At 66.2% G+C, this 18,398-nt stretch carries 17 protein-coding genes; 6 read left to right on the top strand and 11 right to left on the bottom strand.

The window, feature by feature from the left end; translation table 11 throughout:
• Positions 1-14: 14 nt before the first annotated feature.
• The 5 genes from moaC to ACLB0R_RS10100 all read right to left on the bottom strand — a co-directional run bounded on the left by moaC (position 15) and on the right by ACLB0R_RS10100 (position 4,066).
• The gene (gene moaC, locus ACLB0R_RS10120) at positions 15-482 is read right to left on the bottom strand and encodes a cyclic pyranopterin monophosphate synthase MoaC (RefSeq protein ID WP_416643806.1); all 468 of its coding nucleotides are present in this window, start codon (positions 480-482) and stop codon (positions 15-17) included.
• Positions 479-1,267, bottom strand: a complete 789-nt coding sequence (trpC, locus tag ACLB0R_RS10115; protein WP_416643807.1) for an indole-3-glycerol phosphate synthase TrpC — start codon at positions 1,265-1,267, stop codon at positions 479-481. The genes moaC and trpC overlap by 4 nt, the downstream gene beginning before the upstream one ends.
• A complete protein-coding gene (gene trpD / locus ACLB0R_RS10110) occupies positions 1,267-2,247 on the bottom strand; it encodes an anthranilate phosphoribosyltransferase (RefSeq protein WP_416643808.1) in 981 nt (326 codons plus the stop codon). Before trpD ends, trpC begins: the two co-directional genes overlap by 1 nt.
• Before the next feature lie 114 nt (positions 2,248-2,361).
• Entirely contained in the window at positions 2,362-2,946 is a 585-nt protein-coding gene (locus tag ACLB0R_RS10105; RefSeq protein ID WP_416643809.1) for an anthranilate synthase component II, read from the bottom strand.
• Positions 2,947-2,989: 43 nt separating this feature from the next.
• Positions 2,990-4,066, bottom strand: coding sequence for an alpha/beta fold hydrolase (locus ACLB0R_RS10100; protein ID WP_416643810.1), 1,077 nt, complete (start codon positions 4,064-4,066; stop codon positions 2,990-2,992).
• 188 nt (positions 4,067-4,254) lie between these two features.
• Between ACLB0R_RS10100 and ACLB0R_RS10095 the strand changes: the two genes are divergently transcribed.
• Positions 4,255-4,728, top strand: coding sequence for a hypothetical protein (locus tag ACLB0R_RS10095; protein ID WP_416643811.1), 474 nt, complete (start codon positions 4,255-4,257; stop codon positions 4,726-4,728).
• Between the two features lie 4 nt (positions 4,729-4,732).
• Here ACLB0R_RS10095 and ACLB0R_RS10090 read toward each other — a convergent pair whose 3' ends face one another.
• Complete coding sequence (locus ACLB0R_RS10090; RefSeq protein ID WP_416643812.1) at positions 4,733-6,229, bottom strand: anthranilate synthase component I family protein; 1,497 nt, start codon at positions 6,227-6,229, stop codon at positions 4,733-4,735.
• A 6-nt stretch (positions 6,230-6,235) separates the two neighbouring features.
• Positions 6,236-8,197 carry a peptidylprolyl isomerase gene (locus ACLB0R_RS10085; protein ID WP_416643813.1) on the bottom strand — a complete coding sequence of 654 codons (1,962 nt, stop codon included), beginning with the start codon at positions 8,195-8,197 and terminating at the stop codon, positions 6,236-6,238.
• A gap of 130 nt (positions 8,198-8,327) precedes the next feature.
• Between ACLB0R_RS10085 and tpiA the strand changes: the two genes are divergently transcribed.
• Together tpiA and ACLB0R_RS10075 are read left to right on the top strand one after the other, a co-directional pair.
• A complete protein-coding gene (gene tpiA, locus ACLB0R_RS10080; RefSeq protein ID WP_416643814.1) occupies positions 8,328-9,071 on the top strand; it encodes a triose-phosphate isomerase in 744 nt (247 codons plus the stop codon).
• A 165-nt stretch (positions 9,072-9,236) separates the two neighbouring features.
• Entirely contained in the window at positions 9,237-10,103 is an 867-nt protein-coding gene (locus ACLB0R_RS10075; protein ID WP_416643815.1) for an OmpA family protein, read from the top strand.
• Positions 10,104-10,151: 48 nt separating this feature from the next.
• On the opposite strand, the gene ACLB0R_RS10070 is transcribed toward ACLB0R_RS10075, so the two are convergent.
• The 3 genes from ACLB0R_RS10070 to rimO all read right to left on the bottom strand — a co-directional run bounded on the left by ACLB0R_RS10070 (position 10,152) and on the right by rimO (position 14,000).
• Positions 10,152-11,540, bottom strand: a complete 1,389-nt coding sequence (locus ACLB0R_RS10070; protein WP_416643816.1) for a leucyl aminopeptidase family protein — start codon at positions 11,538-11,540, stop codon at positions 10,152-10,154.
• A gap of 45 nt (positions 11,541-11,585) precedes the next feature.
• Positions 11,586-12,593, bottom strand: a complete 1,008-nt coding sequence (locus ACLB0R_RS10065; protein WP_416643817.1) for a hypothetical protein — start codon at positions 12,591-12,593, stop codon at positions 11,586-11,588.
• 69 nt (positions 12,594-12,662) lie between these two features.
• Positions 12,663-14,000 (bottom strand): 30S ribosomal protein S12 methylthiotransferase RimO, encoded by a 1,338-nt coding sequence (rimO, locus tag ACLB0R_RS10060; protein WP_416643818.1) that lies wholly within the window; start codon positions 13,998-14,000, stop codon positions 12,663-12,665.
• A gap of 53 nt (positions 14,001-14,053) precedes the next feature.
• On the opposite strand from rimO, the gene ACLB0R_RS10055 reads away from it, so the two are divergent.
• Genes ACLB0R_RS10055 through ACLB0R_RS10045 form a run of 3 tightly spaced genes read left to right on the top strand, consistent with a single transcriptional unit; the run spans position 14,054 to position 16,939 of the window.
• The gene (locus ACLB0R_RS10055; protein ID WP_416643819.1) at positions 14,054-14,590 is read left to right on the top strand and encodes a DOMON-like domain-containing protein; all 537 of its coding nucleotides are present in this window, start codon (positions 14,054-14,056) and stop codon (positions 14,588-14,590) included.
• Entirely contained in the window at positions 14,587-15,783 is a 1,197-nt protein-coding gene (locus tag ACLB0R_RS10050; RefSeq protein WP_416643820.1) for an exo-beta-N-acetylmuramidase NamZ family protein, read from the top strand. The genes ACLB0R_RS10055 and ACLB0R_RS10050 overlap by 4 nt, the downstream gene beginning before the upstream one ends.
• A gap of 7 nt (positions 15,784-15,790) precedes the next feature.
• Positions 15,791-16,939, top strand: a complete 1,149-nt coding sequence (locus ACLB0R_RS10045; RefSeq protein WP_416643821.1) for an aspartyl/asparaginyl beta-hydroxylase domain-containing protein — start codon at positions 15,791-15,793, stop codon at positions 16,937-16,939.
• Between the two features lie 239 nt (positions 16,940-17,178).
• Here the strand turns inward: ACLB0R_RS10045 and ACLB0R_RS10040 are convergent, their stop codons facing one another.
• Complete coding sequence (locus ACLB0R_RS10040; protein ID WP_416643822.1) at positions 17,179-18,357, bottom strand: vWA domain-containing protein; 1,179 nt, start codon at positions 18,355-18,357, stop codon at positions 17,179-17,181.
• Between the last annotated feature and the right edge of the window lie 41 nt (positions 18,358-18,398).

Here is an 18,398-nt window from a genome sequence, read left to right as displayed (position 1 = left end):
GGAGGCGTCGGGGCCTAACGTTGCCAGTCGCCCGACTTGCCGCCCGATTTGCGGAGCAGGCGGACATGCTCGATCGTCATGCCTTTATCGACCGCCTTGGCCATGTCGTAGATGGTGAGCAGCGCAACGCTGGCGGCGGTCATCGCTTCCATCTCGACGCCGGTGCGGGCGGTGCAAGCACAGGTCGCGGTGACGGTGACGCCTTCATCGTCCACCGCGAGCTCGATCGTCACCCGGTCGAGCGGCAGCGGGTGGCAGAGCGGGATCAGCTCGGCGGTGCGCTTGGCGGCCATGATGCCGGCGATGCGCGCGGTGGCGAGCACATCGCCCTTGGCGACGGCGCCGTCGCGGATCGCGCGCGCGGCCTCTGCCGACATGCTGATGCGGCCCTCGGCAACCGCTTCGCGCGCGCTCTCTGCCTTGCCGCCGACATCGACCATCCGCGCCGCGCCGGTCGCGTCGAGATGGGTCAGCTCGCTCATTGCCCGAGCAGCGCCCGCGTCGCCGCCTCGATATCGTCGGCGCGCATCAGCGCCTCGCCGACGAGGAAGCAGCGGACGCCGTGCTCTGCCATGCTGTCGAGATCGGCGCGCGTCGAAAGCCCGCTTTCGGCGACGAAGGTGCACCCCTTGGGCGCTTTGGCGATGAGTTCAAAGGTGCGCGCGAAATCGACGCTGAAATCGCGCAAATCGCGGTTGTTGACGCCGATCAGCCGCGATTGGAGCTTCATCGCGCGTTCCATTTCGCGCGCATCGTGCACTTCGATGAGCACATCAAGACCGCAATCGGTCGCAGCCGCCTCGATCTCGGCCAACGCCGCATCGTCGAGCGCGGCCATGATCAGCAGGATCGCATCAGCGCCGATCGCGCGCGCCTCATGCGCTTGCCAGGGATCGACCATGAAATCCTTGCGCAGCACGGGGAGTGACACCGCCGCGCGGGCCGCGATCAGATCGTCGTCCGAGCCCTGGAACCACGGCTCGTCGGTCAGCACCGAAAGACAGGTTGCGCCGCCGGCCTGATAGGCGCGCGCGTGCGCGGGCGGATCGAAATCCTCGCGGATCAGGCCTTTGGACGGACTGGCGCGCTTGATTTCGGCGATCAGTGCGGGCCCGGTTTCGGCGCGGCGATCAAGCGCGGCCTTGAACCCGCGCGGCGGCGTCTGCGCGCGGATCTGCGCCTCGAGATCGCCGAGCGAGGTGCATGCTTTGCGCGCGGCGACATCGGCGCGCTTGGTTTCCAGGATGCGGTCGAGAATCGTGCCCATCAAAAAGCGATCCAGCAGTCGAGCAGCGCCTTGGCAAGGCCCTTGTCGATCGCCTCGGCGGCTTCCTCGACGCCTTCGGCCAGCGTTGCGGCTTCGCCCGCTACCATCAGCGCGGCGGCGGCGTTGAGCAATACGGCGTCGCGATAGGGGCCGGTCTCGCCAGCCAGCAAGCGGCGCAGCGCGGCGGCGTTATAGGCCGCGTCGCCGCCCCGGACCGCGGCGATCGGGTGGCGCGGCAAGCCGGCATCCTCGGGCACGACCCGCGTCGGAAAGCTGATCGCGCCGATACCGATCGCGACGCTGGCGCCGGCCCCCGACAGTTCGTCGAGCCCTTCGTCGCCCGAGACGACCAACGCCGCCTCGGTGCCGAGCTGGGCGAGCGCATCGGCATAGGTCGGCGCGAAATCGGGACGGGCAATGCCGATCAGCTGGCGTGTCGCACGGGCGGGATTGGCAAGCGGGCCCATCAGATTGAAGATGGTGCGCCGGCCGATCCGCTTTCGAATGGGCGTGATCCGCGCCATCGCCGGGTGGTGATTGGCCGCGAACAGGAAGGCGATGCCGATGTCGTTCAGGCTGACCTCTGCGGTGGCGCCGGCGCGATCGAGGTTAAGGCCCAGTGCTTCGAGCGTATCGGCCGCGCCGGCCTTGCTCGAGGCGGCGCGATTGCCGTGCTTGGCGACCGGCACACCGCACGCGGCGACGACCAACGCGACCGCAGTCGAGACGTTGAGCGTGTGGTGGCCATCGCCACCGGTGCCGCACACGTCGATCGCGCCCGGCGGCGCGGCGACGGTGATCATCCGCTCTCGCAATGCCCGTGCCGCCTCGGCAATTTCGGTGGCGGTCTCGCCGCGCTTGGTCAGCGCTATCAGGAACGCGGCGATGGCGTCTTCGCTGGCGCGTGCGTCGAGGATATCGGCGAACGCCTGTGCCGCTGCCTCGCGTGAGAGCGGGTGGATAGGGTCGGGGAGCATCATTCCGCCGCTAAATCCTACGCGTCACCCCGGGCTTGACCCGGGGTCCCGCTGCTATCCAGCGCTCGAAGAAGCTGGACCCCGGCTCAAGGCCGGGGTGACGAAAGAGACGTTCGCTCACACCCGCTCCGCCACGGGCAGGCTGGTAAGCCGTAGGAAATTCGCCAGCATCGCATGGCCGTGCTCGGTCGCGATGCTTTCGGGGTGAAATTGCACGCCATGGATCGGCAGCGTCGCGTGGCGGAAGCCCATGACCGAGCCGTCATCGGCGGCGGCGTTGACGATCAGCTCGGCGGGCGCGTCCTCGACGATCAACGAATGATAGCGCGTCGCGGTGAAGGGGGAGGGCAGGCCTTCGAACAGCCCGGTGCCGTCATGCCGCACCGGCGATGTCTTGCCGTGCATCAGTCCGCCGCGCACGACACGCCCGCCGAAATGCTGGCCGATCGCCTGATGGCCGAGGCACACACCGAGCAACGGCTTGCCGGCGTCGGCACACGCCGCGACGAGATCGAGCGAGACGCCGGCGTCGTCGGGCGTCTTGGGGCCGGGCGAAATCAGGAAGCCGTGCGCATTGCTCGCCAGCGCATCGGCGGCGCTCAGCGCATCGTTGCGGACCACGCGCACCTCAGCGCCCAGTTCCATCAGATAGTGGACCAGGTTCCAAGTGAAGCTGTCATAATTGTCGATAACGAGGATCATGAGCGCGCCGCCTTAGCGCCGCGATCGCCCAAGCGCAAAGGGGCTATTCGGCGAGCAGGCGGGCGAGATCGGCTTTCCAGAATTTCGCCCAGCTATGCGTGCCATGGCCGTGCGTGTCGGCGCTTGCCGGGATGAGGACGAAGCGCGCGCGTGGCATGCGTTTCGCCATTTTCTCGGCAAGGCCTAGCTCGGGCGGATTGATGAAATCGTCGCCCGAATTGATCCAGAGCACCGGCACCGTGATCTTCTCCAGCGCGGCCGAGGGATCGTACGTGCGCGAGGCATCGAGATAATAGAGCGCGTCGTTGGCGTCGAACTTGCTGGCGCGCGCAAAAGCCTGGTCGAGTGCCGCATCGGCGCCAGCGACGGTCGGGAACTGCGTCTGGAGCGCGATTGGGTTGGACCCGGCGATGATCAGCAGATCGGCGGCGGTGCGGATGCCGGCGGCAGGCTCGCTCGTGTAATTGCCGCCATTCCAGGCGGGATCGGTGCGGATCGCATCCATTGCCATTTTGCGCCACATCCGGTTGCGCCCAGCCAGCGCCACGGCGTTGCAGGCGAAGGGCGCGAGATGTTCGGCAAAACCGGGATAGGTTTCGCCCCAGACAAAGGCGTGCATACAGCCCATCGAGGTGCCGAGGATCAGCTTCAGCCGCTTCACGCCCAGCCCATCGACCAGCAAGCGGTGCTGGAGCGCGACCATGTCGCCATAATCATAGTGCGGGAAGGCCATGCGCAAGCCGTCGCTGGGCTTGGTCGATCCGCCATGGCCGACATTGTCGGGCAGGATGATGAAATAGCGGCTGGCATCGAGCGGCTGGCCCGGGCCGTAGAGCTCGTCGGCGAAATAGGGCTGCAGGAAATTGGCGCCCGATCCGCCGGTACCGTGCAGGATCATCACCGCATTGTCGATGTCGCCGTGCGCGTCGCGGTGGGGGGTGCCGATCGTGCGGTAATGGATGCGGACCGTATCGAGATGCTCCCTGGATCCGAAGGTCACGTCGTGAGTCACGAAGTCGGCTTCCACCGCGGCTGGGGCTGCGGCATGCGCGAGCGAACCGAGCGGGCTTGCGGCAAAAAGGAGAGCGGCGATGGCGGTTTTGAGGAGGCGCTGGATCATGGCGGCGGAGACTATCACTGGCCTGAGAGCGGTCAATCGCTCCTTCCGGTCGTTTTTCTGGCATTTCCGCTGAAAATCGTCATGCACAGCCTTGTGCCGGTTCGCTTGCGAAGCGATATTCGCTCCATCTGCGGCCTCGCACGCACCGGGGCGACTGAATGCCAATGGCCAATGAGGAGGTCGCTTCGATGACGCGCTTGATGATTGCCTTGTTGCTTGCCACGGCTCCTGCGGCGGCGATCGCGCAAGACCAGCCGGCACCCGCCGATGCGCCGGTGATCGAGCATCATGGCGACACCATTCACGCCAGCCAGCCCGACGATAATCGCCCCGTCACGGCCTCGACCAAGCGTATCCGCAGCGTGTTGCTGCAGGCGGGGCAAGCTTGCCCGCCGGCCAAGGGTGACGAAATCGTCGTGTGCGGGGCGCTGGATGAACCCTATCGCATCCCCAAAGATCTGCGCCAATCCGAGCCGACGGCGGCGAATCGGTCCTGGGCGACGCGCGCCGAGGTTGTCGACGATGTCGGCCGTCGAGCCGCCGGTCTGCCCGGCACGTGCTCGACCGTCGGATCGGGCGGCCAGACCGGCTGCACCCGCGCGTTGTTGGAGCAGTGGACCGCCGAAACGCTGGCGCGCAAGAACGGCCAGCCCGTCCCCTGATTTCCTATTGGCCGAAGCCGGCGTCTGCCGCGCGCGCGACCGCCTCGCGCGCGGCGGAGAAGAGCGCGCCGGCCTTGGCTTCGCATTCGCGTTGCTCGTAATCGGGGTCGCTATCGGCGACGATGCCCGCGCCGGCCTGGACGTGCATCACCCCGTCCTTCACGATCGCGGTGCGCAGCACGATGCACGAATCCATCGATCCATCGGGCGAGAAATAGCCGACGCCGCCCGCATAAGCGCCGCGCACTTCCGGCTCCAATTCGGCGATGATCTCGCAGGCGCGGACCTTGGGCGCGCCCGAGACGGTGCCGGCGGGGAACCCTGCGAACAGCGCCTCGATCGCGTCATGCTTGTCGTCGAGCCGCGCGGTGACGTTGGAGACGATGTGCATCACATGGCTGTAGAATTCGACCATGTAGCTGTCGGTGACCTGCACCGATCCTGCCGCTGCCACCCGACCAGCATCATTGCGGCCAAGATCGAGCAGCATCAGATGTTCGGCGCGTTCCTTGGGATCGGCGAGCAGGCTGGCGCGGTTCGCTTCGTCCTCGGCGGCGGTCTTGCCGCGCGGGCGGGTGCCGGCGATCGGGCGGATCGTCACGTCGCCATCGCGGACGCGGACGAGGATCTCTGGGCTCGACCCGGTCAGCGCGAAGCCGGGCAGATCGAGGTGATATAGGAACGGCGAGGGATTGATCCGCCGGAGCGCGCGGTAAAGCTCGAACGACGGCAGCGGGAAGGGCGTGGTGAAGCGCTGCGCGAGGACCACCTGAAAGATGTCACCCGCGACGATATACTCTTTGGCGCGCTTGACCATGGCTCGATAGGCGTCCGCGCTCAGCACCGGTTGCGGCTCAACCGCCAGCGGATCGCCGCGCACGGGGGCAGGCAGCGGCGCGGTCGAGAGGTGCGCGGCGGTTGCCTCGATCCGCTCCACCGCGCGCTCGACGCCGTGGGCGCCGCCGTCCGGCCAGACGGGTGCGACAATGAACAGCGCATCCGCCAGGCGATCGAACACGAGGATCACCGTCGGCCGCACGAACATCATGTCGGGCAAGCCGATGCCTGGCGCGGCCGCGCGCGGCAGCCGCTCGACCAGCCCCACCGTTTCATAGCCGAAATAGCCGACCAGACAGGCGAGCGCGCGGGGAAGCGCGGCGGGCACGTCCATCCGGCATTGCCCGACCAGCGTTCGCAGCGCGGCGAGTGTGGGCTCGGCGGTGGCAACGAAGGCGTCGCGATCGGTGAGCCAGTGCCGGTTGATCTCGGCGGCGTTGCCTTCGGCGCGGAACACCAGGTCAGGCGCCAGGCCGATCAAGCTGTGCCGCCCACGCACCGAGCCGCCTTCGACCGATTCCAGCAGGAAATCGCCGCGCCCCGGCTCGATTAGCTTGAGGGCAGCAGCGACCGGCGTTTCGGTGTCCGCCACCAGCCGCTGCCAGACCAGCGCGGGGCGGCCGTCACTGAGCGCTGCTCGGGCGGCGTCGATGCCCTCGATCATCGGCGGTCAGGGCTGGAGCGCGGTGCCGGAAGCGCCTGACAGCTCGGCACGGAGCTTGGCGATTGCATCGGCATTGCGCGTTACGCCCACCACTTTGCGCGCGGCCAGCGCCAGCTCGGCGACATATTCGTCACCCAGCGACCGGCCGATGTCGCGGCGCATCCCCTGCACGACGGCCGGCAACGCTTGCGCGCTGCCCGGGGTGATCGTGTCGAGATAAATAATGTACCAGCCCTGGCCATCGGGCGACGGCAAGGCGCGCGCCGTTTTGGCGCGAATCGAGAACAGCAGAGCGAGCGGTGCCGGCACGCGCTCACCCAGCGCGACGAGCTGCGCGCGCTTGGCATCGATCGGCTTGGTCGCGGGCAAAGTGACGCCGTTGCCCTGGATCGCCGCGCTGAGCGACGCGCCGCCATCGACCTTGGCAACGATCGCGCGGGCGAGCTTGGCGGCGGCCAGGCCGGCACGATCGGCGACGATGTCGGCGGTTACCCGCGCTTTGACGTCGGCGAGCGGGGCGGGTGCGGCAGCGATCACATGGTCGACGCCGACCAGGGCAAAACCGCCGCCGGCGCCAACCGGAACGAGCTGCGGCGCATCGCCTGGTTGCCCGCCAAAGCCGGCCTGGACGACCTGCGCCAGCTGGGGATCGGGCTTTGCGTCGGGCTTGGCCGGGTCGCGCCCATCGGCGGTGATCGGCGCGGTGGCGACCGGAGTCAGATGCAGCTGCGCCGTGATCTCGGCAAAGGTCGCATTGCTGTTGAGCGCGGCGTCGATCTTTTTGCGGATATCGAGCAGCTGAGCGGCGCTGTTTTCGGCGAGCAGCGCGTTGGCGAGCTCGGGCCGCGCTTGGTCAAGCGACTTGGCCGCGACCTGCTCGACCGCATCGACATGGATGACGAGCCAGCCGAGACCGCCTTTGACAGGCCCCACCACCGCGCCGTGTGCGGCGGCAAATGCCGCGTTCGCCGCGTCGCCGCCTTGCTGGCCGGCATAGGTCGCCTTGTCGAGCTTATCGAGTTTCGCGGCTTCCAGACCTGCTGCCTTTGCCGCGACATCGATGGCGGTGCCCGCTTTCACCTTGGCGACCAGCGCGTCGGCGCTCGCCTTGTCGGCGACGACGACTTGTGACAGCGTCCGTGTTTCGCGCGCGGCATAATCGGCGGCCTTCGCCTTGTAGGCAGCGGCGATCTGCGCTTCGGTCGGCGTCGCGGCGGCCTTCACGCTGTCGGGCGAGACGATTGCATAGCGAAGCACGCGACGCTCGGGCACCATATAGCGCGCCTGGTTGGCGGCGTACCACCGGGCGATGTCCTGATCGGTCGGGGTGATCCCCTTGGCAAAGACGGCGGCCGGCACGAAGCCGACCGAGCCCGTGCGCCGCTCCAGCAGCAGCCCGGCATAGGGCAAGGCAAGCTTGTCAGGCACTTGCGACGCCCCGAGCAGCGGCGCGGCAAGCGTTTGGCTGACTGCCGCGCGCTCGATATCGTTGCGCAGATCGGCGACGCTCACCCGTTGGGCGTTGAGCACCTGATCCATCCGCGTCTTGTCGAACTTGCCGTCAGGGCCCTTGAAGGCGCCGATGCTGGCGATCTGGCCGTCGATCGCCTTGCTGCCGATCACAATGCCCGCCTGCTCGCCGAAAGCGCGCATCGCGAGGCCGTCGATCATCCGCTCGAGCACGGTGTCGAAGCCGCCGGCGGCGACGAATTCCGCGGTGGTTGCTTCGGGGTGCTGCTGGCGCACGCGCTGCAACTCATTGTCGATCGTCTTGCGCAGATCATCGCGCGACAGCGTGTAGCGGCCGACTGTCACCAGGGTATCGCCTGTCGGCCGGCCGCCGAGCGCGGCACTGCGCAGGCCGGTGATATCGCTCAGGCCAAAGGCCAGCGCGATCAGGATAAGGCCGGCAATCACGACACCGGCCCCGATGCGCGAATAGATGATACGGCGAAAGAAACTCAGCATGTGGGTGACGGAACCATGGCGGTAGTGGAATGAGAAGCGCCGCCTTACGCCGGGATAAGCGGCGCATCAACCTTGTGCTGTGCGGGGCGCCTGCTATCGCGGCGCGCTTGATATGGAAGGGGAGCGAGCAATGGCGCGCCGCAAGCTGATCGCGGGCAATTGGAAGATGAACGGCAGTCTGGCCGCGCTTGCCGAGCTCGATGCGATCGCTGCCGCCGCTGCCGCGCACCCCGATGTCGACGTCGCGGTGGCGGTGCCGGCGACGCTGATCGCCCCGGCGCATGCCCGCGTGCCCACGCTCGCGATCGGGGCGCAAGACGTGCATCACGCCGATCATGGCGCGCACACGGGTTGCTTGTCGGCGGCGATGCTGGTCGAAGCCGGCGCGCGCTTCACCATCGTCGGCCATAGCGAGCGGCGTGCCGATCAGCATGAGACGAGCCAGGATGCCTGGGCCAAGGCCGACGCCGCGCATCGCCACGGTCTCAGCGTCATCCTCTGCGTCGGCGAGACCGAGGCCGAGCGCGATGCGGGCCGCGCCGCGCGCGTCGTCCAGGCGCAGATCGAGAAATCGGTGCCCGATGCGGCCTCCGGTGATTGGCTGACGATCGCTTACGAGCCGCGCTGGGCGATCGGCACGGGCCGCACCCCGACGATGGACGAAATCGGCGACATCCACGCCATTGCGCGCGCCAAGCTTCGCTCGCTGGTTGGCGACGCGGCGGATGCCATTCGCCTTCTCTATGGCGGATCGGTGACCGGCGCCAATGCCGGAGAGATCCTGGCAGTCGACAATGTCGACGGTGCGCTCGTCGGCGGCGCCAGCCTAACTGCCGCCAAATTCGTGCCGATTATCGAAGCGGCGATGCGTTGAAATCGGCGCCCCGCGCCACCGAAATTACCGCCAAAACCGCCCGATACATTCGAGCGGTGCGTCTGATCGGCCAAATATCACGATCCGTCGTTAACGATGTTCATGGGAGAGCAAGGCGGGTGTAATCAATCAAGCCTGAGATTTTACCATCGAAGGAGTGGCCGCATGTCCACCATTGTCAGATTACCGACATCGTTCCTGCTCGCCGCGCCGATTATCGCTCTCGCCTCGAGCAGCCTCGCCGCGCAACAGCAGCCGGATGCGCCCAATACGATCGTCGTCACCGGCGAGCGTGACCATCAACCGACCGGGCCGGGACCCGAGATCAAGGGCGTGATCACCGCGCGCCATGCCGATAAGCTGAAGGTGACCGCGCCCGACGGCACGAGCACGATCATTTCGCTCGCTAACGATACCCGCATCAAAGCCAGCAGCGGCTTGTTCGGCGGCGGCAGCAAGCTTGGTCCCGACGCGCTGCTCAACGGGCTGCCCGTCACGGTCAAGACGCTGCAGTCGGCCGATGGTCTGGTGGCGAGCGAAGTCACCTTCCGCAACGGCGATTTCAAGACCGCGACGATGATCCACAACGGCACCGCGCAGGGCTTTGAGGAGCAGACCGCGGCGACAGCGGCGCTGCGCGGCCGGCTCGGTGACATCGACAAGTACAACATCAAGAGCACGACCAACGTCTATTTCGATACCGGCAAGGCGACCCTCTCGCCGGGGGCCAAGACCGAGCTATGCCAGGCGGCGACCGCTGCCGAGGCGAATGAGAACGCGCTGCTCCTCGTTGTCGGCTACACCGACTCGGTCGGCAGCGACGAACTCAACCAGGCGCTGAGCGAGAAGCGCGCCGGCGCGGTGATCAATTACCTCCAGCAGGCCTGCCACTGGAAGCCGTATCGCGTGCTGACGCCGACCGGCATGGCCAAGGCCGATCCGCTGGCGAGCAACGACACGCCGCAGGGCAAGGCGCAGAACCGGCGTGTCGCGGTGAACGTTCTCGTCAGCAAGAGCGTCGACGGGATGTGATCCGCTCGGGCGGGGCAAGGAGCGGCGAAGTGCTCCACGCCCCGCTCATCATCCGCCGTAGCGCGCCTTGAGCAGCGCCCAAACCGCGCGCAGGCCCAGCGCCTCGCCGCCTTTGGGTCGGCCCGGCTTGGCGGTCGGCCGCCACGCGAAGGTATCGAGGTGCAGCCACGGCGTGTCCTTGGGCACGAAGCGGCGCAGGAACAGCGCAGCGGTGATCGTGCCGGCAAAGCCGCTGTCGGGCGCGTTGATCAGGTCGGCGATGTCGGATTTGAGCATCTCGTCATAGCCGTCCCACAGTGGGAGGCGCCACAGCGGGTCATGCGCGGCGTCGCCCGCGGCGAGCGCTTCGGTGGCGAGGGCCTCGTCATTGGCGAAGGCGGCGGGGAGATCGGGGCCTAAAGCGACACGCGCCGCACCGGTCAGCGTCGCGAAATCGACGATCAGGCCGGGCTTGGCTTCTCCCGCCTTGGTCAGCGCGTCGCCCAGGATCAGCCGGCCTTCCGCATCGGTGTTGGTGTTCTCGACCGTCAGGCCCGCGCGAGTCTTGAGCACGTCGCCGGGGCGGAAGGCGTTGCCGGCAATCGCGTTCTCGACCGCCGGAATCAGCAAGTGCAGCCGCACCTTGAGGCGCAGGCCCATGATGAGGTCGGCAAGCGCCAGCGCGTGCGCCGCCCCGCCCATGTCCTTCTTCATCAGCCGCATGCCGGCGGCGGGCTTGATATCGAGACCGCCCGAATCGAAACACACGCCCTTGCCGATGATCGCGACGCGCGGGTGGTCCGGATTGCCCCAGTCGAGCTCGATCAGCCGGGGCGCGCGCTCGCGCGTCGCTGCCTGGCCGACCGCGTGGATCATCGGATAGCCTTGCTCCAGCGCATCGCCGCGCGTGACGGTGAGGGTCGCGTCGTGCGCCTTGGCGAGCGCGGCGGCTTCGGCTTCGAGCTCGGCGGGCCCCATGTCGGACGCACCGAGATTGACGAGGTCGCGCACCTTGGCAACGGCGCGGGCGAGGCGAACCGTTTCGTCGATGCGCGCGGGGTCGCTGGTCAGCAAGACGCGCGCGCCTTCGGTGGCGCCGTCCTTGCGGTAAGCGTTGAAATGATGTTGAGCGAGCAGCCAACCGAGCCCCGATCCGCCGACCGATCCCTCGCGCAACCGATAGGTGCCGGCCGGCAGCGTCTCGCCGAGCGATGCGATCCGCCACGGCGCGCCCTCCGCCTCGTCGCAGACGAGCAGCGCCGACCAATCCTCCGGCGCATCGCCGGGCAGAATGGCGCGGTTGCCGGCCTTGCCCGTTACTTTCTGCGCCGCGAGCAGCGAGCGGGTGCGCGGCGGCTGCGCGTTCAGCCAATCGGCAAACCGGTCAGGGTGGACGACATCGATGGAGCGGGCGGGTTCGCCCTTGTCGGCGATCAGGAGCTTGGCGAAATCGGTCATCCCGCGACCTTACCAGAAGCCGGCGGGCTTTGTCTCGCCGCCGCGTCAACGCTTTCGGGTGCGCAACTCCAGTCTGGGGATCGGCGCGCACAGCTCCATCGCGCGATCGACCATCGCGATCAGTCGCGTCCGCCCCTCGACAAGCCCGGCGCCGTCATTGCCGCGATCGCGCGTCTCGAAATTGACGTAGGCGAGCCCGTGCAGTGCGGCATAATTGGAGAGCGAGCCATCGCTGAACGGCACGGCTTCATCGACCAGGTTGAAATTGGCGGTGGCCAGCCGTCGCTCGCACCAGCTCGGCGAGGGCTGGGCGCTAGCGGTCAAGTGCGGGATCAGCGCCAGGGTATCGTCATCGTCGAACGGCCAGAGCCGCCGGTGCGGGCGGCGCGGGGTCATCCGCTCGGTGCACAGCGCCATCGAGATGTCGCCGCTGCCGCGTTCGACCAGCGGTTCGCCTGGGCAGCGCGGCAGCGCAGGATCATAGCCGCGCGCATTGGCATGGAGCGCGACGACCAGCCGGTTGGCGGTCGCGCGATCGGCGAGCATCGCGGCGGTGTAGGCCGGTTGCGCGCTGCCGAAGACGCGGTTGGGGTCGACCGCCGGCCCCGCGCCGCCTTGCTGGTTGAAGCGCGCCGCATAGCCGCCATCGCGCGCGCCGGCGTCGACCGCCATCACCACGCCGCCCCATCCCCTGACCGCGATCAACGCGGCGGCGAAGCTCGCATTCTCGTCGTCATGCGGGATAACCCAGAGCGGGCCGCTCAAGCGCGTGCGGTTGGCGATGCGCCACAATCGCCAGCCGATGGCGCCATCGATCAAGCCGATGCGCTCGACCGTCAGCCCGCGCCACTGCTCGGGATCGCGGGCGCGGGCGAAATCGGCGGTGTCGACGCTCAGCGGGTCGACATGGGCGCGGGTCGCGGCATCAGCGGCGGGATCGAACAGCGGATCGGCGAGGTGGGGCGCGGGAGCGCTAGTCTGCGAATGGGCGGGCATAGCGAGGCCGACCGCCATCGCCGCCAGCGTCCCCCGCCAGACTCGCCCCCATCCCATGGCAGTATGGTTAACGGCGCTGTGTGTCGCGCGCCATCGCGATTAGCGAGATTTTGCCCTGGCAAGCGTTCAACCGGCGAGCGGCACCCCGAACAGATCGTGCTCGTCCGCATCCTCGACGCTGACGCGGACGATATCGCCCGCCGCCAGATGGCCTGCGTCACGCAGATGGACCTCGCCGTCGATTTCTGGCGCATCGGCTTTACTGCGCCCCGTGGCGCCGCCGCTCTCGGCATCGACCATGTCGATGATGACGTCGATCGCGCGCCCGACCTTGGCGGCGAGCTTTTCGGCGGAGATGCGCGCGGTCAGCGCCATCAGCCGGGCGTAACGCTCTTCCTTGACTTCTTCCGGCACCGGATTGGGCAGCGCATTGGCGGGCGCGCCCTCGACCGGCTCGAAGCGGAAGGCGCCGACGCGATCGAGCCGGGCTTCGGCGAGCCAGTCCATCAGATACTCTAAATCGGCTTCGGTCTCGCCGGGGAAGCCGACGACGAAGGTCGAGCGGATCGCGATATCGGGGCAGATGTCGCGCCAGCGCTGAATGCGTTCGAGTACCTTGGCCTCGTTGGCCGGGCGGCGCATCGCGCGGAGTACGCTGGGGCTGGCATGCTGAAACGGAATGTCGAGATAGGGGAGGACCTTCCCCTCGGCCATCAGCGGAATCACCTGGTCGACGTGCGGATAGGGGTAGACATAGTGGAGCCTTACCCACGCCCCAAGATCACCGAGCGCCGCCGCCAGATCGGTCATATGCGGCCGCACCTCGCGCCCCCGCCACACGCGGCTCTGGTCGCGGATGTCGACGCCATAGGCCGAGGTGTCCTGGCTGATGACGAGCAGCTCGCGCGTGCCGGCTTCGACCAGCTTTTCCGCCTCGCGCAGGATCGCGTCGGGGCGGCGGCTGACCAGATCGCCGCGCAATTGCGGGATGATGCAGAAGGCGCAGCGGTGATTGCAGCCCTCTGAAATCTTGAGATAGCTGTAATGGCGCGGGGTGAGCTTCAGCCCGCTTTCGGGGACGAGGTTGAGGAAAGCGTTGGGCGGCACCGGCGCCGCCTCGTGCACCGCGCCCACCACTTGCTCATATTCGTGGGCGCCGGTGATCGCGAGCACATCCGGGAAGCGCGCGCGGATTACCTCGGCTTCCTTGCCCATGCAGCCGGTGACGATGACGCGGCCATTCTCGGCAATCGCCTCGCCGATCGCTTCGAGCGATTCCTCCTTGGCGGAATCGAGAAAGCCGCAGGTGTTGACCAGGACCACATCGGCGCCGGCATAATCGCCCGACATTTCGTAGCCGTCGGACCGGAGCTTGGTCAGGATGCGCTCGCTGTCGACCAAATTCTTGGGACAGCCAAGCGACACCATGCCGATCTTGGGCGAGGAGGGGAGGATGGTGGCCATTGGAGCTCGCGGGCATGTAGCGATGTCACTGGGTATTGCCTAGGGTATGTCGCATGAACCTTAGCCTGGTACCGCACCCCGCCAATCCGTCCGATGCGATTACTGATGTGCTGGTAACCGCGGATCGCGATCGTTTTGGGATCAATTGCTCGTTCCGGGCGGTGGGCCGGCGGGACGAAGTACGCTGGCCGCCAGAACTGCCGAAGGGATTCAGCGACGAGCTATGGAAGCATACCTGCTTTGAGGCCTTTGCGGGCATCCCGGGGCATGAGAGTTATGTCGAGATCAACCTGTCGCCGTCGCGTCGCTGGGCGACCTATTATTTCGACGGCTACCGATCAGGGATGCGCCGGGCAGGCGGATCGCCGCACTGGTATTTCCTCACTTACCAGTCAATCACTACCGTGATGGCGGGGTTCAGCTTGCCCGAACTCGATCCGGCACTGGAATGGGAAGTGGGCTTGAGCGCGGTGATCGAAACGCTCGACGGCAGCCGCAATTACTTCGCGCTTGCTCACCCGCCTGGTAATCCAGATTTCCACAATCGGGATTGCTTTACGCTGAGGCTGCCGCCACCACCTCGCGTATGAATTTCGGTATCGACCGCCTCCTCGCCGAACCTGAGCTGCGCCGCCCGCTGGAGGGCAAGCGTGTTGCGCTGCTCGCGCATCCCGCCTCGCTGACGGCGGACCTAACGCATTCGCTGGATGCGCTTGTCGCCAGCGGCCTTAACATCACCGCCGTCTTCGGCCCGCAGCATGGCGTGCGCGGGGACTTGCAGGACAATATGATGGAATCGCCCGATTTTACCGATCCCATCTACGGTATTCCCGTGTTCAGCCTGTATGGCGAAGTGCGGCGGCCGACCGGCCAGTCGATGAGCACCTTCGATGTCCTGCTGTTCGATCTGCAGGACCTGGGCACGCGCATCTACACCTTCATCACGACGCTGCTCTACGTGCTCGAAGCCGCCGCCGAGCATGGCAAGGCGGTGTGGGTGCTCGATCGCCCTAATCCCATCGGTCGCCCGGTCGAGGGGCTGACGTTGCGCCCGGGCTGGGAGAGTTTCGTCGGCGCCGGGCCGATGCCGATGCGGCATGGGTTGACGCTGGGCGAACTCGGCCACTGGTTTATCGATCATTACAAGCTCGATATCGATTATCGCGTCATTGCGATGGAAGGCTGGGCGCCGGACGCCGCGCCCGGCTTTGGCTGGCCCGACGATCGCTTATGGATCAACCCCAGCCCCAACGCGCCCAACCTCAACATGGCGCGCGCCTATCCCGGCACGGTGATGCTCGAAGGCACGACGCTGAGCGAGGGCAGGGGGACGACGCGCCCGCTCGAACTGTTCGGCGCGCCCGATATCGTTGCCCGCAACGTGATCGCCGAGATGCAGCGCCTGGCGCCCGATTGGCTGGCCGGGTGCGCGCTGCGTGACATCTGGTTCCAGCCGACCTTTCACAAGCATGTCGGCCAGCTGTGCAACGGCGTCCATATCCATGCCGAAGGCGGCTTCTATGGCCACGAGGCGTTCAAGCCCTGGCGGCTGCAAGCGCTCGCGTTCAAGGCGATCCGGCGGCTTTACCCCGATTACGATTTGTGGCGTGACTTTCCGTACGAGTATGAGTTCGGCAAGCTTGCCATCGACGTGATCAATGGCGGCACGGGATTGCGCGAGTGGGTCGACGACGCCGACGCCGAGCCGGGCGACCTGGACGCACTCGCCATGACCGACGAAGACGCTTGGCAGGATGCCCGGCGACCCTGGCTGATCTATTGAGCCCCCAATGAACGACGATCTGTCTCGGTTGCAGGAACTGGTTCGCGCAGGTGCCACCGCCTTGCAGCAAGGCGATGCGACAAAAGCCCGCGCCGCGCTGGAGCAAGTGACGGCGACGGGGCGCGCCAATGCACAAATCTGGATGCTGCTGGCCGCGGCTTGCAAGGCAACCAACGACCCTATCGCAGAGGAAGCGGCGGTGGACGAAGTCCTTCGCCGCGATGGCAATAATATCCCCGCTCTGATCCAAAAAGGCGATTGCCGTCTGCGTGCTGGAGAAGATCGGGCGGGCGCGAGTTTCCACGATCGAGCCGTTAAACTGGCGGAGGGCCAAAGCCTTCCGGCTGATCTCGCCGCCGAGCTTGATCGCGTCCGGCAAGCGTTGAGTGCGGCGTCCACCGCTTATCGGCAACATCTTGAGGGATGGGTCGGGACGTCCGGTCGCCAAGCGAGTTCACGCTTTTCCCAGTCGCTCGATATCTTGTTCGGCGATCGTCAGATTTATCAGCAGCAGCCGCTCGCTTATTATTTCCCGGAGCTGCCGCAACGGCAATTCTATGAGCGGGAAGAATTCGATTGGGTGCCCGCTCTGGAAGCGATCACAGACGATATAAGATCCGAATTGACCGCGCTGCTTGCCGAAAAACAGGGTTTCCGGCCTTATTTGGTGTCATCGACCGATCGCCCGCGCCGCGAATTCCATGGCCTGAACGACAACCCGGCGTGGAGTACGCTCCATCTGTTCGAAAACGGCCACCTCTTCGAGAGCGTCGCTGCCCGGGCGCCACGGACCTGGGAAGCGATGCAGCACGTGCCGCTGTGTCGGATCACCGTGCGCGCGCCGACAATCATGTTTTCGCTGTTGCAAGCGGGCGCGCGAATTCCGGCCCATACCGGTCAGATCAACACCCGGCTGATTTGTCATTTGCCGCTGATTGTGCCGCCAAATTGCGGTTTTCGGGTTGGCAATGAAACTCGCCAGTGGGAAGTCGGCAAGCTCCTGATTTTCGACGATACGATCGAGCATGAAGCGTGGAACGACAGCGACGAGGACCGGGTGGTCCTGATCTTTGACATCTGGCGCCCCGAACTCAACGCCGCCGAGCGAGCGGCGGTCGCCCATATGTTCGAAGGGATCGATTCATACGGTGCCTGAGCGGTTCCGCCCGATCAACGACCTTACGGAACCTTGGCGAAAGCATACCACTCAGTCTGCGGTGTGCTGGCGATCACGATCAGTGATGCTGACCACGCCAAGCGTCAGCATGAACGCCGCCATCGCGGTGATGACGAGGATAACAAAAAGATCGCTGGGCATTTGGGCCTCCGTCGGTTGTGGAGGCAGCTTGCCGATCATCGCCGTCACTGGCTTTGATCTCGATCAAACGGCCAGCGTTACCGCTTGCGCGTCAGCTCGCGCATCGCGTCGTCGAGCCCCGTCAGCGTCAGCGGGTACATGCGGTCGGTCATCAGCTCGCGGATGATGCGGACGCTTTGTGAATAGCCCCATTGCTGTTCGGGCACCGGGTTGAGCCACACCGCGGCGGGGTAAGTGGTGGTCAGCCGGTGCAGCCACACCGCGCCCGATTCCTCGTTGAAATGCTCGACCGAGCCGCCGGGGTGGGTGATCTCATAAGGGCTCATCGACGCATCACCGACGAACACCAGCTTATAGTCGTGGCCATATTTGTGGAGCACATCCCACATCGGGGTACGCTCGCTGAAGCGGCGGCGATTGTCTTTCCACACGCCTTCATAGGGGCAATTGTGGAAGTAGAAGAATTCGAGGTTCTTGAACTCGCTGGTCGCGGCGCTGAACAGCTCCTCGCAGAGCTTGATGAATGGGTCCATCGAGCCACCGACGTCGAGGAACAGCAGCAGCTTCACCGCATTGTGCCGCTCGGGCCGCATATGGATATCGAGCCAGCCTTGGCGCGCGGTGCCTTCGATCGTTGCATCGAGATCGAGCTCGTCCGCCGCGCCTTCGCGCGCGAAGCGACGCAGGCGGCGCAGCGCGATCTTGATGTTGCGGGTGCCGAGCTCCTTGGTGTTGTCGAGATTCTTGAAGTCGCGCTGGTCCCACACTTTCAGCGCGCGCTTCTGCTTGCCTTCGCCGCCGATGCGCACGCCTTCGGGGTTATAGCCCGAATTGCCATAGGGGCTGGTGCCACCGGTGCCGATCCATTTGTTGCCGCCCTGGTGGCGCTTCTCCTGCTCGGCGAGCCGCTGCTTGAGCGTCTCCATGATGTCGTCCCACGAGCCCAAGGACTTGATCGCTTCCATCTCTTCAGGCGTCAGATAATTCTCGGCGACGGCCTTCAGCCAGTCGAGCGGGATGTCCGCCGTCTCGACGCCATAGCTGGTGGCTAGCCCCTTGAAGACCTTGGCGAAAACCTGGTCGAAGCGATCGAGCAGGCCTTCGTCCTTCACGTACACCGCGCGCGAGAGGAAATAGAATTGCTCAGGCGTGCGGTCGATCACATCGCGGTCGAGCGCTTCCAGCAGCAGCAGATGCTCCTTCAGGCTGGCGGGGATGCCGGCGGCGCGAAGCTCGTCGAGAAAGTTGAAGAACATGCGATCACTCTATCGCGCCCGCGCGCTGGCGCAAAGTTAAT

Source organism: Sphingomonas sp. GlSt437, assembly GCF_048015635.2.
Taxonomy (GTDB): domain Bacteria; phylum Pseudomonadota; class Alphaproteobacteria; order Sphingomonadales; family Sphingomonadaceae; genus Sphingomonas.
Note: the sequence above shows the minus strand (reverse complement) of the source record. Positions and strands in the feature narration are given on the sequence as shown.